Source organism: Hoeflea phototrophica DFL-43 (assembly GCF_000154705.2).
Lineage (GTDB): Bacteria > Pseudomonadota > Alphaproteobacteria > Rhizobiales > Rhizobiaceae > Hoeflea > Hoeflea phototrophica.
In genome coordinates, this window is record NZ_CM002917.1 from 1,317,646 (window position 1) to 1,333,972 (window position 16,327).

The following is a 16,327-nucleotide window of genomic DNA, read 5'->3' on the forward strand; positions in this document are numbered from 1 at the left end:
CCCGGTCGGTGTTCCATGGAAAAGCGCGTCGTATTCGACAACCGTTGGCTGCCCTATCTTCTGGTCGCGCCCCAGTTGCTGGTCACCTTTGTGTTCTTCTTCTGGCCGGCAGGGCAGGCGATCTACCAATCAGCCTTTATCCCGGACCCGTTCGGTCTCAAAACCCAGTTCGTGGGTTTCGGCAATTTCGAGTATCTTTTCGGCAACCGTTTCTACCGTGAATCGTTCTTCACCACCGCCGTCTTTTCGGTGCTGGTGACAGTGTCGGCAATGTGCTTCGCCCTGTGGCTGGCGGTTCTCGCAGACCGCGTCATCAAGGGCTCGGGCACCTATCGGACGCTGCTGATCTGGCCCTATGCCGTGGCCCCGGCGATTGCCGGCGTGCTGTGGCTGTTTATGTTCAACCCGTTCACCGGCATTGTCGCCTGGAGCTTGTCCCAGTTCGGCTATGACTGGAACCACAATCTGGATGGCGGACAGGCCATGGCGCTGGTCGTGGCAGCCTCGGCCTGGAAGCAGATCAGCTACAACTTCCTGTTCTTCCTGGCAGGGTTGCAGGCGATCCCGAAAAGTGTGATCGAGGCCGCCGCGATTGATGGCGCCAGCTTTGCCCGCCGGTTCTGGACCATCATCTTTCCGCTGTTGTCGCCGACCACCTTCTTCCTGCTGGTGGTCAATGTGATCTACGCCTTCTTCGATACATTCGGTGTCATTCACACCATCACCCAGGGCGGGCCGCAACAATCGACCACGATCCTTGTCTACAAGGTTTTTGCCGATGGCTTCGTCGGTCAGGATCTGGGCTCCTCAGCCGCCCAGTCGGTCGTCCTTCTGGTGCTGGTCGGCATTCTCACGGTGGTTCAGTTCCGCTTCATCGAGCGCAGGGTGCATTACTGATGAGCGGCATGGTCGAAAAGCGCGGCATCGGAACCTGGTTCACCCATGCAGGGCTGATCCTCGGTGTGGCAGTGATCTGTTTCCCGATCTGGATTGCCTTTGTTGCCTCAACCGTCACCCAGGCTGATCTGGTCCGCCCGCCAATGCCGATGCTTCCGGGGCCGCATTTCTTTGACAATTACTTCGAGGCGCTGGTCACCGGGGGCAATGCGCCGGTCTGGCAAATGCTGTTCAATTCCATGGTCATGGCGCTGGGGATCACAATCGGAAAGATCGTCATTTCCCTGCTCTCCGCCTATGCCATCGTCTATTTCCGCTTCCGGTTTCGGATGATCTTTTTCTGGCTGATCTTCCTGACCCTGATGCTTCCGGTCGAGGTGCGCATCGTGCCAACTTACGAGGTTGTGGCCAATCTCGGGCTGCTCAACAGCTACACCGGATTGATCCTGCCGTTGATTGCCTCCGCCACGGCCACCTTCCTGTTCCGGCAATTGTTCATGACCATTCCGGACGAGTTGACCGAAGCCGCCCGCGTTGATGGCGCAGGGCCGATGCGCTTCTTCTTCGATATCTTGCTGCCGATGTCGCGCACCAACATCGCGGCACTCTTTGTCATCCTCTTCATCTACGGCTGGAACCAGTATCTCTGGCCGTTGCTGATCACCACCGATCCTTCCATGAACACCGTGATCATGGGCATCAAGCAGATGCTGCCAACGGGCGATCAGACGGTCGAGTGGCCGGTCATCATGGCAACTGCCATGTTGGCGATGCTGCCACCTGTGCTGGTCGTGATCGGCATGCAGAGGCTCTTCGTCAAGGGCCTGGTCGAAAGCGAGAAATGAGTTCCCATGGCTGAAATCAAACTTGAAGCGATCCGCAAAAGCTACGGCCGGACTGAGGTCATTCACGGCATTGATGCCGATATTGCCGATGGCGAATTCATCGTTATCGTCGGCCCCTCGGGCTGCGGCAAGTCCACTCTGTTGCGCATGGTCGCGGGTCTGGAAACCATCACCTCGGGCGACATCCATATCGGAGACCGGGTCGTCAACAAGCTCGAGCCGCGCGAGCGCGACATCGCCATGGTGTTCCAGAACTATGCGCTCTATCCGCATATGAGCGTCTTCGACAACATGGCCTATGGCCTCAAGATCGCCAATGTGCCGAAACCGGAGATCCAGTCCCGCGTGGCCGAGGCGGCACGCATGCTCGAACTGGCGCCCTATCTCGATCGCAAGCCGCGCCAGCTCTCCGGTGGTCAGCGTCAGCGTGTTGCCATGGGCCGGGCCATTGTGCGCAAGCCCGCAGTCTTCCTGTTTGACGAGCCGCTGTCCAATCTCGATGCCAAGCTGCGCGTGCAGATGCGGCTTGAGATCAAGGCGTTGCAGCGCAAGCTCGGGGTCACCGCGCTTTACGTCACCCATGACCAGGTCGAGGCGATGACCTTGGCTGACCGGATGATCGTGATGAACGGTGGCGTCGCCGAACAGATCGGCGCACCGCTCGATGTCTATGCCAATCCGGCGACGCTGTTTGTCGCAGGCTTCATCGGTTCGCCGCCCATGAATGTGCTTTCGCACGACATCCGCCCGGGCCGCGGACCGCTGGAGCCTGGTGCAGTGATCGGTGTGAGGCCGGAGCACATTGAGCTGGTCGCGCCCGGTGAAGGGCTTATCGACTATGATGTTGCCTTCTGTGAGCCGCTCGGGGCGGAAACGCTTGTCCATGGTGTCACGGCGGCGGGTGACAAGCTGGTGGTCCGCATCGATGGTGGGATCAAGCTTCCGGCGGACGGCACACGTATCGGCCTTGGGATCGATCCCGCGCGCATCATGGCCTTCGATGCCGCCGGGCGCCGCACCAAAGTCTGAAACGTCTTAAACCTTCGCAATTGATCAAGATCCGGTCGTTTCTGCGTGTTGAAACGACCGATGTTTTGTGACAACGATTTGACTGACGGAGGAGGGCGAGTGCTGCGGCGCTGAGCTCGGACTGCCGTGAATGTGCGTTCGCCAAGGCAGACCCCGCATGGACAATCCGGACTTCATCATCATCGGCGCCGGATCATCAGGCTGCGTCTTGGCCGAGCGGCTTTCGGCCAGCGGCCGCTACAAGGTTCTGGTGCTTGAGGCCGGTGGCGATGACCGCCGCTTTTTCGTGCAGATGCCGCTTGGCTACGGCAAGACCTTCTTCGACCCCAAGGTCAACTGGATGTACCGCGCCGAGCCGGACCCGGGTCTGGCGGGCAATGTCGATCACTGGCCGCGTGGCCGGGTGCTCGGCGGTTCCTCCTCGATCAATGCCATGGTCTGGATGCGCGGCCACCGCGCCGATTTCGACGATTGGCGCGATGCTGGAAATCCCGGCTGGGGCTCTGATGAGATGTGGGACGCGTTTCGCGCCGTCGAATGCGCCGTCATCGGTGACGACAGCCATCGCGGGCGCACCGGCCCGCTCAATCTCTTCGTGCCCGGCAAGACCGTCCATCCCTTGACCCGCAAATGGTTCGAGGCCGCCCACGCCATCGGCCTGCCGCTCAATCCCGATTTCAACAGCGAAAGCCAGGATGGCGTCGGCCTGCTTGAATTCACCATCCACAAGGGACGCCGGCTTTCCGCCGCCCGCGCCTTCCTGCGTCCTGCGATGAAACGTCCGAACCTGCGGGTGATCACCGGCGCGCATGTGACCGGTCTCGCCTTCGATGGCAATCGCGTGACCGGCGTGACTTACAAACGGAGCGGCCAGACCGTCACAGTGACTGCGGGACGCGAGGTGATCATGAGCGGCGGCTCGGTGAATTCCCCGCAACTGCTGCAGCTTTCCGGGATTGGGCCAGCCGAGCATCTCAAGAGCCTTGGCATAGAGGTCCGTCTCGACAATTCGAATGTCGGGCGCAACCTTCAGGACCATGTCGGCACCAACTATACCTACCGGGCAAACTGCCCCACGATCAACCAGCAGCTTGGGTCCTGGTGGGGCAAGCTGTCGGCGGGCCTGCACTATCTGCTGTTGCGCGACGGGCCGCTGTCGGTCAGCCTCAACCAGGCCGGCGGTTTCATCCGTACCGATCCAGGCAGGACCCGGCCCAACATGCAGCTCTATTTCCAGGCAATCTCGACGGTCATTCCGCGTCCCGGCGAGCGCCCGATCCTCAACCCCGACCCCTGGCCGGGCTTTTCCATCGGCTGGTCCAATTGCCGCCCCAAGAGCCGTGGCGAAATCATGATCCGTTCAGCCGATCCGTTCGACGCGCCCCGGATCACGCCCAATGCGCTCTCGCATGAGGATGACGTGGCCGAGATGCTCGCCACCGGCAAGCTCATCCGGCAAATGGCGGCGGCGAAGCCCATGGCAGACCACATTGAAGCCGAGTTGCTGCCCGGTCCCGGGATCACCGATGACCAAGCCATGATCGATGACATCCGCCGCAGATCCGGCACGGTCTATCATCCGGTGTCCACCTGCCGGATGGGCCCGGATGCGGCTCACGCGGTGGTCGATTCGCGGCTTCGGGTGCATGGCATTGAGGGCCTGCGGGTGGTCGATTGCTCGGTCTTCCCCAACATCATGGCCGGAAACACCAACGCCGCGGCCATCGCCACGGGCTGGCGGGCCGCAGAGCTGGTGCTTCAGGACGCAGGCTGAGACCCACTGTCCCGCCAGTCTGCAAGTGCTGCAATGATCTCGGCAGCCACCGTGGCGGCGATCGCCTCGGGCCGCTTGTCGGCGATCTTGCAGCCGATCGGACAGATGAGCTTCGAAAGCTGTGTCTTGTTGCCGCCTTCGCGGATATATTGATGGGCGAAGGTGGCACGCTTGGTGTCCGAGCCGATCATGCCCACCTGCGCCAGATCATCTCGCGCCAGGGCAGCGGACACGATCAGGAAATCCAGCGCATGATCATGGGTCAGCACGATGATCACCGAACCGGACGCAATGCCAGCCACCAGGCTCTCGGGCAGGGGTGTCAAATGCCGGGTCGCGCCTTCTGGCGTCAGAGCCAGTTCATCCGCCCGGGTCTCCACAACATGCACCTTGACCGGCAGCAGCAACAGCGCCCGCGTCAGCGCCCGGCCGACATGGCCGCCGCCAAACAGCCAGACTTCCGGGTCGGACTCATCCTCGGCTTCCACCATGGCGGCGATCTCGCCAAACCGGGCAGGGGGGATGATTTCGAAAGACAAGGTCACATGCCCGCCGCAGCATTGCCCGATGGCAGGCCCAAGCGGCAGTGCGAGATCGGAGGCAGTCGCACCATCGAGAATCCCGCGCGCCTTCTCGATGGCTTCGAGTTCCAGGCGCCCGCCGCCGATCGTGCTGAAAAACGCTTGTTTCGAGACCAGCATCCAAGCGTCCTGATCGCGCGGCGTCGACCCCTTGGCCTCGACCACGCGGACCAGAACGAAACCGGCGTCGTCTGTCTGTGCTTCGAATTCCAGATAGGCGGCACGCCGCGTCATGGCTCCTAACTCTCGGAGCCGGACGGCGCATCCGCAGCCATCGCCTTCAAACGCTCGACCGCCATCAGCACTCGCTCAGGCGTGGCCGGCGCGTCAAGCCCTGGAGACACCTGATAATCGGTGATCGAGGCAACCGCCATGCCGAGCGCTTCCAGCACCGAAATCGGCAGCATGAACGGTGGCTCGCCCACGGCCTTGGAGCGCCGGATTGTCGGTTCGCGGTTTTCCGACCACTTGGCCAGTTCGACATTGAAGATCTTCGGCCGGTCGGATGCGAGCGGGATCTTGTAGGTCGAGGGCGCATGGGTGCGAAGCCGGCCCGCGTCATCCCACCACAATTCCTCCGTCGTCAGCCAGCCCATCCCTTGCACGAACGCGCCTTCGATCTGGCCGATATCGAGCGCCGGATTGAGCGATTTTCCTGCATCATGCAGCACATCGGCACGGTCGACCTGGTATTCGCCGGTCAGCGTGTCGACGGAGACTTCCGAGACCGCCGCGCCATAGGCGAAATAGTAGAATGGTCGGCCCTGGCCCTTGGCCCGGTCCCAGTGGATCTCCGGCGTCTTGTAGAAGCCTGCTGCCGACAGTTGCACACGTGCCAGATAGGCCTGTTTGATGAAGTCGCCAAAGGCCATCAGCTCATTGCCGACGCGCACATGATTGGGCTCGAAGACTACCTGCTCGGGCGGCACGCTGTATTTCTCGGATGCAAAGGCGACCAGTCTGGCCTTGATCTGCTGCGCCGCATTGGCAGCCGCCATACCGTTGAGATCGGTGCCGGAGGAGGCCGCGGTGGCGGAGGTGTTGGGCACTTTTCCGGTGGTGGTGGCGGTGATCCGGATGGTGTCGAGATCGACCTGAAATTCGTCCGCCAACACCTGCGCCACCTTGGTGTTGAGCCCCTGGCCCATCTCGGTGCCGCCATGATTGAGGTGGATCGAGCCGTCCTGGTAGACATGCACCAGCGCGCCGGCCTGATTGTACCAGGTCGCGGTGAACGAGATGCCGAACTTGACCGGTGTCAGCGCGATGCCGCGCCTGATCACCGGGCTGTTTTCGTTGAAGTCGATGATCTCCGCCCGCCGCGCCTGGTAGTCAGAGGAGGTTTCAAGCTCTTCGACGATCTGGGCGATGATGTTGTCTTCCACCGTCTGGTGGTAGGGCGTGATGTTCCGTCCGGGCCCGCCATAGAAATTGACCTTACGGATCTCCAGCGGATCGCGCCCCAGCGCATAGGCAACCTCTTCGATCATCCGCTCGCCGCCGAGCATACCCTGCGGTCCGCCAAAGCCGCGGAAGGCGGTGTTGGAGACCGTATTGGTCATCATCGGTTTGGAGACCAGCCGCACATCCTGGTAGAAATAGCAGTTGTCGGCATGAAACAGCGCCCGGTCCGTCACCGGCCCCGACAGGTCGGAGGAAAAGCCGCACCTTGCCGCAAAACTCGCGTCGACGGCAAGAATACGCCCGCTCTCGTCATAACCGACATCGTAATCCGCCACAAAGTCATGGCGTTTGCCGGTGATGATCATGTCATCATCGCGGTCAGGACGGATCTTGACGGCACGATTAAGCTTCTTGGCGGCAATGGCCGCGATCGCCGCAAACTGGTTGGATTGGGTTTCCTTGCCGCCAAAGCCGCCGCCCATGCGCCGCACCTGAACGGTCACGGCGTTCGACACGGTTCCCAGCGCGTGCGCCACCATGTGCTGCACTTCGCTCGGGTGCTGGGTCGAGGACCAGACGGTAACCTCGTCGTCCTCGCCGGGAATGGCAAAGGCGATATGGCCTTCGAGATAGAAATGATCCTGCCCGCCAATGCGCATCTCGCCCTTGAGCCTGAGCGGCGCTGCCGCAAGCCCGGCTTCGACATCGCCGCGTTCGAGTTTAAGCGGGCTGGTGACCAGCGGATAGTCCGCATCCACCGCCGCGCGAACATCCGTGACATGCGGCAGCTCTTCATAGGCGATCACAGCCAGCTTGGCTGCGCGCCGCGCCTGGTCGCGGGTTTCGGCAATCACGGCAAACACCGGCTGGCCGTGAAACAGCACCTTGTCTGTCGCCAGGATCGGCTCGTCGTCAAGACCGTTCGGCGAGATGTCGTTGACACCGGGGACATCGTGTCCGGTCAGAACCGCGACCACGCCGCCCGCAGCCCGCACCGGATCGAGATCGATCGAAACGATGCTCGCATGCGCCCGCTCGCTCAGTCCGAGATAGCCGTGCAGCGTGCCCGCGGGTTCGGCCATGTCGTCAATGTAATCGGCGCTGCCTGTCACATGCTTGTGGGCGGAATCATGCTGGCGCGGCCTGTGCGCGCCGCCGGCAATCTCGGTCTTGCTGCGGCTTGAAGGTGCGTCCATGCTCAAGCCTCCGCCATGGCCGGGTGGCGCTGAATGCGAACCGGTGCGCCACAGGTTTCAAGGAAAAAGCGGATCATCAGGTTCTGCGCTGACACCATCCGGTAGTCCGCGCTGGCCCGCCAGTCGCTGAGCGGCTGATAATCCTGGCTCATGGCAAGGCGCGCCGCTTCGATGCTGTCCCATGCCCAGGGTTGGCCGGTCAGGGCCGCTTCGGTGGCGCTCGCCCGTTTCGGCGTGCCGGCCATGCCGCCAAATGCGATCCGTGCCGAGGCCACCTGACCGTCGTCGTCGAGTGTCACATGAAAGGCGCCGCACAGCGCCGAGATGTCCTCGTCACGGCGCTTGGAAATCTTGTAGACCGCGAAGAAGGCCCCGTCGTCCAGCGCCGGAACCGCAACGCTTTCGACAAACTCGCCGGGCTTACGGTCCTGTTTGCCATAGGTGATGAAGAACTCCTCGAGCGGCAGGCTTCGGCGTGTTGCGCCGTGGCGCAGCGTCACGCTGGCGCCAAGCGCGATCAGAGGGGGCGGGGTGTCGCCGATCGGCGAACCGTTGGCGATGTTGCCGCCGACGGTCCCCATATTGCGCACCTGCTCGCCGCCGATCCGGTCCCAGAGCTCTTCCATCTGCGGAAACATCGAAGTCAGCGCTGCCCGTGCCGCGGTGTAGGAAACGCCGGCGCCAAGGGTCACGCCTTCGGCCTCGATGGTCATGGCCTTGAGCGCATCGAGATGGCCCAGATGGATGACCGGCGAAATGTCACGCATGTGCTTGGTCACCCAAAGCCCGACATCGGTCGAGCCGGCAACAATCGTCGCCTCCGGGTGTGCTGCGTAGAGCTCCGCCAGATCATCGAGATCGGCCGGAAGATAGGTCGTGCCATGCTCGCTTTCGATGGTGACCCGAGCACCGTCCGCAAGCTCCGTGAGCGCGGCGACCGTTTGGTCATAGGCCGCCACCAGCCGGTCATTCTCGGCATCCGGTATCGTCGACGCAGCAGCTGTCGCGGCCTTCACGATCGGCTCATAGCCGGTGCAGCGGCACAGATTACCCTGCAATTGCCGTTCGATGTCGGCGTCCGAAGGGTTGGGCTCGGCCAGCCACAAGGCGTGCAGCGAGGCAACGATGCCCGGCGTGCAGAAACCGCATTGCGAGCCGTGATGATCCACCATCGCCTGTTGTACGGCGCTCAAGGCGCCATCTGGCCGGTTGAGATACTCGATGGTCACCACATGGGTGGCATCGAGCGATCCCACAAACCGGATACAGGCATTGACGGTTTCATAGGCGAGAACACCATTGTCGATCCGCCCCACCAGCACCGTGCAGGCGCCGCAATCGCCCTCCGCGCAGCCCTCTTTCGTGCCTGTCAGGCGGCGGTCCAGCCGGAGCCAGTCAAGAAGCGTCAGATCGGGGGCAAAACCTGAAAGCTCGATCTGCTGGTCATTGAGCAGAAAGCGGATGGATGAGCGGTGGGACTGCGCCATGTCGCCTCGTGTTGTTTGGATCAATCCCAAAAAACCTAACCCACATCGCTGCAGTGCGAAAGCCTGTCCATGAGACGAGACAGCTTCAGGCAAATCCGGTCAATTGACGATCTTTCAGGAAAAACCGTTCAATCAACCGGCGCAGACGCCTGCTTGGTGGCGGGGCCAGGAAGGCCAAGATACTGGCTTTCAAGATGCACGGTGGAGCTCTTGCCGATGTCCTTTCCGTTGGCCTTGAGCCAGGCATCCGCTTCGACCCTTCCACGATCCCGCAGGTCGCACAGGAACGACCAGCGCACGTCGAACTTGGAGGAAACCTCAAGGTTTTCGAGAGCAAGATCCGAGCGCACCGAATGCACCAGGATGTGTTTCAGCCGGTCCTTGTAATCATCCTTGAGCCAGTCCTGTTCGACCAGCCGGGTGACGAAATTGATCGCCCGCATCTCCTCGATCAGCGAGGAGTTGAAGGAAATCTCGTTGATCCGGTTGAGGATTTCCGGCGCGGTCATCGGCACCTCGTCCCGTTCCATCGGGTTGATGTGGACGATCATCACGTCGCGGCTCTCGCATTCATAGAAGAATGGGAACAGCACCGGATTGCCCATATAGCCGCCGTCCCAGTAGTGCTGGCCGTCAATCTCGACCGCCTTGTAGAGAAACGGCAGACAGGCAGATGCCATCACCACCTCGACGCTGACTTCATTGGTCTTGAAAACCTTGACGCGTCCGGACCTGACATTGGTTGCGCTCAGGAACAGCTTGACGTCACAGCTCTTGCGCAACCCGTCAAAATCGACGCAATCCGACAACAGATCCCGCAAGGGATTGATGTCAAACGGGTTGAATTCGTAAGGCGAAAACGTGCGGGTCAGCGTGTCGAACATCGAATAGGTCGCAGACCGGACCGCGTCCATGCCCGGAAGCGAGAGCTCGGGCATGGGGTGGAGTGGCGAAAACACCGTGCCGGCCTCCGAGCAGCGGCGCCAGAAATCCTCCAGCGCAGCCTGGCCGCCTTTTCGTCCGCCATTCATCAGCCCATGGGCGAGCACAACCGCATTGACTGCGCCCGCACTGGTGCCGGACAGGCCTTCAAAGCCGATATCGGGTTCGTCAAGCAGCCGGTCGACCACCCCCCAGGTGAAGGCGCCGTGCGCGCCGCCACCCTGAAGTGCGAGGTTGATGATCCTGTCCTGCTTGTCTGTTGAACGGGCCGCACTCATTGTGCGGTCCATCCACCGTCCATCGGCAACGCTGCGCCGGTGATCTGTGCGGCCTGATCGGAGGCCAGGTAGAGCGCCAGAGCCGCAATCTGGCCCACCTGAACAAACTGCTTGGTCGGCTGTGCCTTGAGGATCACCTCGTTGATCACCTCCTCCTCGCTCATGTTGCGGGCCTTGGCAGTGTCTGCGATCTGGCCCGAAACCAGCGGCGTTTCCACATAGCCGGGGCAGATGGCGTTGGCGGTGACGCCATATTCAGCGCCTTCCAGTGCTACGGTCTTGATCAGCCCGAGTGTGCCGTGCTTGGCGGCCACATAGGCGCTCTTGTAGGGCGAGGCGACCAGTCCGTGCGCCGAGGCGATCGAAATGATCCGGCCGAACTTGCGGCTCTTCATGCCCGGCATTGCGGCGCGGATCAGGTGAAAGGCCGAGCTCAGATTGATGGCGATGATCGCATCCCATTTGCCGACCGGAAAATCTTCGATCTTCTCGACATGCTGGATGCCGGCATTGGGCACGATCACATCGACGGAACCGAATTTCTCTTCGGTGGTCTTGACCAGATCGGCGATCTCTTCCGGTTCGAGCATGTTGGCGCCATGAAACACCACATCACCGGCTCCAAGTGCCGCGAGCCTGGCCCGTGTCTTCTCGATTCCCTCCTCCTTGCCCAATCCGTTGAGCACGACGTTGAAGCCGTTGAGTGCGAAATTCTCGGCGATGCCAAGTCCGATTCCGCTGGTCGATCCGGTGACGATGACAGTTTTCATGACACGGTCCTTTCTGTGCGTGTTGCATTGCACAAATAAGGTGTCGCGGAAGAACTTCCAAGCGGCCTGGCCGAGATTGCCTTCAAATAGAAGTGATGCTGGGCAATTTGAGGCGATGCGGACAACCGGGTTGCCTCGAGGCGCCAACGGGTTCAATGATGGGTTTCATTCATTCAACTTTTTGGCCAGTTTTTCCGCCCATGCCCCCCTTGTCCGACAGCGGTGCTGACCGCGATCGTCAAATCCTGCTGACTGCACTCGCCGGCGCCATCGCCATGGCTGTTGCCATGGGGTTGGGGCGTTTTTTCTACACGCCGGTTCTGCCTGAAATGATGGATGGGCTGGGGCTAGGGCCATCAGAGGCGGGCTGGATCGCCTCGGCCAACTATGCCGGCTATCTGCTCGGCGCCATCCTTGCTGCCTGGGGCTGGGCGGAGGGTATTGAGCGCAAGGTGGCTCTGTCGGCCCTTGTCGCAACCGCGCTGCTCCTGCTTGCCATGGGACTGGCGAGCGATGCGCTTGTGCTGGCAGGCATTCGTTTCCTGGCAGGTCTTGCGAGTGCATTCGTGATGATCTTCACCTCGGCAATCGTGCTCTCGCACGGCCTGGCCGCGGCGAAGCCGTGGGTGCAATCGGGACATTTTGGCGGTGTCGGCGTCGGCATCAGCGTATCTGCGCTGATGTTCGCCATTCTGGTCCTGTTTGATGGTGGCTGGCGGCTGGCGTGGTTTCTGGCGGCCGGCCTGGCATTTGCGGGTCTGGCCATGGTCTTCCGCTATTTGCCGGGCGATGTGATGCGCTCCGGTCCTGCGAAAAAAGAGCCGCCGCTTGCCTGGACCCGGCCGCTCATCGCCTTGACGGTGGCCTACGGGATCTTCGGCTTCGGCTATATTGTCACGGCAACCTTTCTGGTCGCGATCGTGCGCGATGGCGGCGGATCTTCGCTGTTTGAGGCTGGCGTCTGGCTCGTGACGGGTCTGGCCGCAGCACCATCGGTTGCCTACTGGATGCCGGCGGTCCGGCGCATCGGGCTGACAAATGTGTTCGCGCTCGGCTGCCTGGTCGAAGCGCTGGGTGTCGGCGCCAGCGTCCTTCTGCCGTTGCCTTTCGGACCGCTGATCGGGGGTGTCCTTCTGGGAGCGACCTTCATCATGGTCACCGCCTTCGGACTTCAGGTCGGCCGCAACCTCGCCGGTGAAAGCCCGCGCCGGGCGCTTGCCTTGATGACGGCGGCCTTCGGTGTTGGTCAGATCCTGGGGCCCGTTGTCGCCGGATACTTGGCCGACTGGACCGGCAGCTATACCTGGGCGAGCCTTGCAGCCGCTGCCGGACTTGTTGCTTCAAGCGCAATCGTGCTGGGGTTTCGCAAGAGCTGAACCGTGGTCGGCAAGCAGTGCCTTGGTTTTTGCACAATGGCGTGATTGCTATCTTGTTCGATTGCCGCGCCCGGCGCGGTGTCCTAGGTATTGACGAGCCATCCACGAATCACGTCCCGCTCCCGCGGGGCCAAGTGCAGGATCTGCCCCAATTGTTTGTTTCATTCTTTCCCACGCCCAAGGTGTTCTTTCTGTCGGCAGTGCTCTGGACCGGCATTGCCATGGCCATCTGGTTCTCCGGCTTCAGTGAGTGGCAGACCGGCCTTGATATCCTGGGTTCCTATGTTCCCGCGGTGATCGAAGGCGAAAGACCTCCGTTTCTCTCCGCCGAGAAGGCCTGGACCTATATCTATATCGTGGCTTGTGGATTGGTGTTTGTTGCTGGTTGGGCGGTCCGCGAACGCAACAAATGGTTTGCCTGGTCGGTTGGCGGCACCACGTTGATCATGTTGTCGACCTATTTCAACGTGCAGATTTCCGTGTTCCTCAATGACTGGTACGGGGCATTTTACGACCTCATTCAGAAGGCTTTGGGTGAGCCGGGTTCGGTCACGTCGGGGGAGTATTTCGGCAAACTCGCAACCGTAGCCTGGATCCTGATCCCCTACATCATGGTTCTCGTGCTGCTCGATTTCTTCGTGTCCCACTATGTGTTCCGCTGGCGCACGGCGATGAACAACTACTACATGGAGCACTGGCCCAAGCTCCGATCGGTCGAAGGTGCGGCCCAGCGTGTGCAGGAAGACACCATGCGCTTCGCCCGCATCGTCGAGGGCCTCGGCGTTTCTTTTGTCCGCTCGATCATGACTCTGATCGCGTTCCTGCCTCTGCTTTATACACTGTCTCAACAGGTCACCGAAATGCCGCTCTTCGGCCAGGTCGATGGATCCCTGGTCTATGTGGCGCTCTTGTCAGCCGCCTTTGGCACGGTTCTGCTTGCGGTGGTCGGTTTCAAGCTGCCAGGTCTCGAATTCAACAATCAGAAGGTGGAGGCGGCCTACCGCAAGGAGCTGGTCTATGGCGAGGATCATGTCGAGCGCGCAGCCCCACCGCATGTGACCGAACTGTTCTCCGCCGTCCGGCGCAATTACTACCGGCTCTATTTCCACTATCTCTATTTCGGCATCGCCCGCTGGTCCTATCTCCAGGCATCGAACTTCGTGCCATTGGTCGCGCTCGGGCCGACCGTGGTGGCGGGCGCAATCACGCTCGGTGTGTTCACCCAGATCAACAACGCCTTCAACCAGGTCGAGGAAAGCTTCAAGTTCCTTGCCAACTCATGGACCACGATCATCGATCTGATCTCGATCCACAAACGTCTGATCGCCTTCGAGGCATTGATCCATGGCGATCCATTGCCCGAGCCCATCGCAGGCGCCGCCAATGCCTGATCTGGCCATCTAGGCCCGATCCGGGGCGGTCAGCGCTTGCAGCGGATTTGCGAGGCGGTCAGCTGTCAGGTTTTGATGAAGAGGGGGCCATGCGATCGATGGCCTCCTGATAGCTCACACAGGCGACTTCGGGTTGCCCGCAGACCTCTCCGGCGAAGCGTTCGAGCGCACGCCAATAGGCGCCGCCGTTCATTTCGACGAAATGAAACCCGAGCTGCAACGGCCGGCGCTCGCCGGAATTTTCCGCTTCGAACGCGGCCCGGAAGGCGGCCAGTGCGCGCTCTTCGAATTCCTCTGATTTGGATGGGTTTTCCAGCCCACCTGAATGCCGCACGAACAGATTGTAATCCATCGCGATAATCGGGCGCTGCCTCGGCCCCTCTGCAATAAGCGGCAGTGCGAATCGCGCCACCTTCTGGCTTGTGTCGGGCTTCACTGGTCCGCGCGAGACTGTGCTGGCGTCATAGCGCAGTCCATGGGCTTCAAGCGCCGCAAACAGTCCTTTGCCGGTCGAAAGATAGGGCGCGCGAAACCCCTTGATGGTCGAGGTCGAAAAATCGGCCCAGCCGGCCGGCGGCTCAGCACCGTTTTTTTTCCAGGCCTGCGCCAGAACCGCGTCAAACTGAGCGAACTCGTCGAGCCATTGTGTCCTGCTCCAGTCCTTGCCATCGAAATGGCCGCAGCCATGGCTTCCGATCTCGTGGCCGGACTGGTGTGCGGTCCAGATATGGCCGAGCCGCGAAAGCACATCGGCCTTGTCCGGCGCGAAGCCGACATTGGAGCGCCCAGCGGAATGCCCCGGCGCCCTGTAGCTCTTGCGCTCGTCCTTGCTGATCAGAAATGTGCAGGAGAGAAAATACGTGAATTTTGCGCCGGTGCGTTTCCCAAGCCCGAGGCTGCGCTCCCAGAGCCGGTTGTCATGCGCGCCATCGAAGGAAATCAGCACCAGTTGATCAGGCCGCTCGGCCTGGCCGTCTCGTCCCTGTGACGCGTCAGCGGATGCGGCGCGAGCTGACGTTAAGGCCAGGCTAAGTGCGGCAATCAGGCTGCCGTAGAGAAGGGTAGGTGCGGCCCGTAGGGCCAATGGGGCAGGGAGTGGCATGCTGGTGGCAACCCGTCATTACGCGCAATCAGAACATTGAAAGGAGGTTTGCCCGCCAATTGCGGCGGTCCTGTGAACGTCCGCTCAGGATGCGCAGCGAACGCATTTTTCAGCCATAGGGTCGATCTCCAGCCGTTTACCGGCAATGGGCTCGCCGCATTCGGCGCAAAACCCATACTCACCATCGGCCAGCCGGCGTTCGGCCATCTCGATCCGAACCAGGTCGCGCTTGCGGGCGCGCTCCTGTGCCTGCGCCATTTGCTGCTGCTGCATCGCGTCCATGCGCGAAAGCCTGCCGACCGATTGCTGGTCAAGCGTCACCGGCGCGCGCGCCTCCTCGCTCATCTCCGACATGGCTTCGAGCTCTCGTTTCTTCTCGGCAAGCCGCTTGCGTGCAGTCTCAAGGTCCGGTTCCATCAAGGTATCATGGAGCAGAGAAGCCTGCCGGACAAACCCCGATGACTTGGCCGCGCCACCTGAGGCGCTTCGTGCGGCAATTGGCGCCGGGCAATGTTGTCATCAGACAGCTTTGATAAATGGGCTTGCCGGGCTATGTTGATGCAGGTTTTGGCCGGAGGAACCGGTTGCCACATGGGAGTTCAGGAATGATCTGGCTGATTGTCGGGCTTGTGCTGTTTTTGGGAGTTCATTCGGTCCGCATCGTTGCGCCCGAGTTCCGCCAGTCGCAGATTGAGGCGCGCGGGCTCAATGCCTGGAAAGGCATGTATACCGCTGTGTCGCTTCTTGGGTTCCTGGTCCTGGTCTGGGGCTATGGTCAGGCGCGCCTGGATCCGGTTGTCTTTTGGGTTGCACCGGCATGGGTGAGCCACGTGGTCCTCCTGGCGATGCTCTTCGCCATGATTTTTCTGGTGGCGTCCCAGGTGCCCGCAGGCAAGATCAAGGCGGCAGTGAAGCATCCCATGCTGCTGGCCGTGAAGATCTGGGCGCTGGTTCATCTGCTGGCCAATGGCGATCTGGCATCGTTGTTCTTGTTCGGTGGCTTTCTGGCCTGGGCCGTTGTGGACCGGATTTCGGAGAAGAAGCGCCTTCAGGCCGGTCTGACAAGCAATCCCGTCGCCGGCCCGATCAAATGGGATCTGGTTTCGGTTGTTGGCGGACTGGCGCTCTATGTCGCATTCGTGATCTGGCTGCACCGTTGGTTCTTTGGCGTGTCTCCGATCATCGGAATGTGATGCCTGTCGCCAACGGTTTAGGTGCTTTCGTGAGCTCCCCCCCCTTACAGAAGCTGCAAAAT

14 protein-coding genes are annotated in these 16,327 nt (G+C 61.2%); 7 read left to right on the forward strand and 7 right to left on the reverse strand.

The genetic code is table 11. The features are described 5' to 3' along the window. The first annotated feature begins 15 nt into the window (after positions 1-15). The 4 genes from ugpA (at position 16) to HPDFL43_RS06120 (ending at position 4,545) form a co-directional block, all read left to right on the forward strand. The gene (gene ugpA / locus HPDFL43_RS06105; RefSeq protein WP_007196411.1) at positions 16-897 is read left to right on the forward strand and encodes a sn-glycerol-3-phosphate ABC transporter permease UgpA; all 882 of its coding nucleotides are present in this window, start codon (positions 16-18) and stop codon (positions 895-897) included. A gap of 8 nt (positions 898-905) precedes the next feature. Continuing rightward, a complete protein-coding gene (gene ugpE, locus HPDFL43_RS06110) occupies positions 906-1,742 on the forward strand; it encodes a sn-glycerol-3-phosphate ABC transporter permease UgpE (protein WP_007196412.1) in 837 nt (278 codons plus the stop codon). 6 nt (positions 1,743-1,748) lie between these two features. Continuing rightward, positions 1,749-2,771: a sn-glycerol-3-phosphate import ATP-binding protein UgpC gene (locus tag HPDFL43_RS06115; protein WP_007196413.1), complete on the forward strand. Its 1,023-nt coding sequence runs from the start codon at positions 1,749-1,751 to the stop codon at positions 2,769-2,771. 157 nt (positions 2,772-2,928) lie between these two features. Next, entirely contained in the window at positions 2,929-4,545 is a 1,617-nt protein-coding gene (locus HPDFL43_RS06120; RefSeq protein WP_007196414.1) for a GMC family oxidoreductase, read from the forward strand. On the opposite strand, the gene xdhC is transcribed toward HPDFL43_RS06120, so the two are convergent. From xdhC to HPDFL43_RS06145, 5 genes are all read right to left on the reverse strand, one after another. Then, positions 4,530-5,360, reverse strand: coding sequence for a xanthine dehydrogenase accessory protein XdhC (gene xdhC / locus HPDFL43_RS06125; RefSeq protein WP_007196415.1), 831 nt, complete (start codon positions 5,358-5,360; stop codon positions 4,530-4,532). The genes HPDFL43_RS06120 and xdhC overlap by 16 nt on opposite strands. Positions 5,361-5,365: 5 nt before the next feature. Then, on the reverse strand, positions 5,366-7,726 hold the full coding sequence (gene xdhB / locus HPDFL43_RS06130) for a xanthine dehydrogenase molybdopterin binding subunit (RefSeq protein ID WP_007196416.1): 2,361 nt from the start codon (positions 7,724-7,726) through the stop codon (positions 5,366-5,368). 2 nt (positions 7,727-7,728) lie between these two features. Beyond that, positions 7,729-9,213, reverse strand: a complete 1,485-nt coding sequence (gene xdhA / locus HPDFL43_RS06135) for a xanthine dehydrogenase small subunit (protein WP_007196417.1) — start codon at positions 9,211-9,213, stop codon at positions 7,729-7,731. A 128-nt stretch (positions 9,214-9,341) separates the two neighbouring features. Beyond that, a complete protein-coding gene (locus tag HPDFL43_RS06140; RefSeq protein ID WP_245271106.1) occupies positions 9,342-10,433 on the reverse strand; it encodes a patatin-like phospholipase family protein in 1,092 nt (363 codons plus the stop codon). Then, positions 10,430-11,203, reverse strand: coding sequence for a 3-hydroxybutyrate dehydrogenase (locus HPDFL43_RS06145; RefSeq protein WP_007196419.1), 774 nt, complete (start codon positions 11,201-11,203; stop codon positions 10,430-10,432). The genes HPDFL43_RS06140 and HPDFL43_RS06145 overlap by 4 nt, the downstream gene beginning before the upstream one ends. Before the next feature lie 200 nt (positions 11,204-11,403). Between HPDFL43_RS06145 and HPDFL43_RS06150 the strand changes: the two genes are divergently transcribed. Beyond that, a complete protein-coding gene (locus HPDFL43_RS06150) occupies positions 11,404-12,579 on the forward strand; it encodes a YbfB/YjiJ family MFS transporter (RefSeq protein WP_052093163.1) in 1,176 nt (391 codons plus the stop codon). A 152-nt stretch (positions 12,580-12,731) separates the two neighbouring features. Beyond that, positions 12,732-13,970: a peptide antibiotic transporter SbmA gene (gene sbmA / locus HPDFL43_RS06155; protein WP_040449771.1), complete on the forward strand. Its 1,239-nt coding sequence runs from the start codon at positions 12,732-12,734 to the stop codon at positions 13,968-13,970. A gap of 58 nt (positions 13,971-14,028) precedes the next feature. On the opposite strand, the gene HPDFL43_RS06160 is transcribed toward sbmA, so the two are convergent. After that, positions 14,029-15,072: a polysaccharide deacetylase family protein gene (locus tag HPDFL43_RS06160; RefSeq protein ID WP_084594584.1), complete on the reverse strand. Its 1,044-nt coding sequence runs from the start codon at positions 15,070-15,072 to the stop codon at positions 14,029-14,031. A gap of 84 nt (positions 15,073-15,156) precedes the next feature. Then, the gene (locus HPDFL43_RS06165; RefSeq protein WP_007196423.1) at positions 15,157-15,489 is read right to left on the reverse strand and encodes a TraR/DksA family transcriptional regulator; all 333 of its coding nucleotides are present in this window, start codon (positions 15,487-15,489) and stop codon (positions 15,157-15,159) included. A 188-nt stretch (positions 15,490-15,677) separates the two neighbouring features. Here HPDFL43_RS06165 and HPDFL43_RS06170 point away from each other — a divergent pair, with 188 nt between their 5' ends. Further along, complete coding sequence (locus HPDFL43_RS06170; protein ID WP_007196424.1) at positions 15,678-16,265, forward strand: NnrU family protein; 588 nt, start codon at positions 15,678-15,680, stop codon at positions 16,263-16,265. Positions 16,266-16,327 lie beyond the last annotated feature (62 nt).

Excerpts from the sequence above, each read along its gene's own strand:
- HPDFL43_RS06115 (WP_007196413.1), top strand. The coding sequence starts at position 1,749 with ATGGCTGAAATCAAACTTGAAGCGATCCGCAAAAGCTACGGCCGGACT.
- HPDFL43_RS06165 (WP_007196423.1), bottom strand. The coding sequence starts at position 15,489 with ATGGAACCGGACCTTGAGACTGCACGCAAGCGGCTTGCCGAGAAGAAA.
- HPDFL43_RS06140 (WP_245271106.1), bottom strand. The coding sequence starts at position 10,433 with ATGAGTGCGGCCCGTTCAACAGACAAGCAGGACAGGATCATCAACCTC.
- ugpE (WP_007196412.1), top strand. The coding sequence starts at position 906 with ATGGTCGAAAAGCGCGGCATCGGAACCTGGTTCACCCATGCAGGGCTG.
- ugpA (WP_007196411.1), top strand. The coding sequence starts at position 16 with ATGGAAAAGCGCGTCGTATTCGACAACCGTTGGCTGCCCTATCTTCTG.
- xdhC (WP_007196415.1), bottom strand. The coding sequence starts at position 5,360 with ATGACGCGGCGTGCCGCCTATCTGGAATTCGAAGCACAGACAGACGAC.
- HPDFL43_RS06160 (WP_084594584.1), bottom strand. The coding sequence starts at position 15,072 with ATGCCACTCCCTGCCCCATTGGCCCTACGGGCCGCACCTACCCTTCTC.
- HPDFL43_RS06120 (WP_007196414.1), top strand. The coding sequence starts at position 2,929 with ATGGACAATCCGGACTTCATCATCATCGGCGCCGGATCATCAGGCTGC.
- HPDFL43_RS06150 (WP_052093163.1), top strand. The coding sequence starts at position 11,404 with ATGCCCCCCTTGTCCGACAGCGGTGCTGACCGCGATCGTCAAATCCTG.
- HPDFL43_RS06170 (WP_007196424.1), top strand. The coding sequence starts at position 15,678 with ATGATCTGGCTGATTGTCGGGCTTGTGCTGTTTTTGGGAGTTCATTCG.
- xdhA (WP_007196417.1), bottom strand. The coding sequence starts at position 9,213 with ATGGCGCAGTCCCACCGCTCATCCATCCGCTTTCTGCTCAATGACCAG.
- HPDFL43_RS06145 (WP_007196419.1), bottom strand. The coding sequence starts at position 11,203 with ATGAAAACTGTCATCGTCACCGGATCGACCAGCGGAATCGGACTTGGC.
- xdhB (WP_007196416.1), bottom strand. The coding sequence starts at position 7,726 with ATGGACGCACCTTCAAGCCGCAGCAAGACCGAGATTGCCGGCGGCGCG.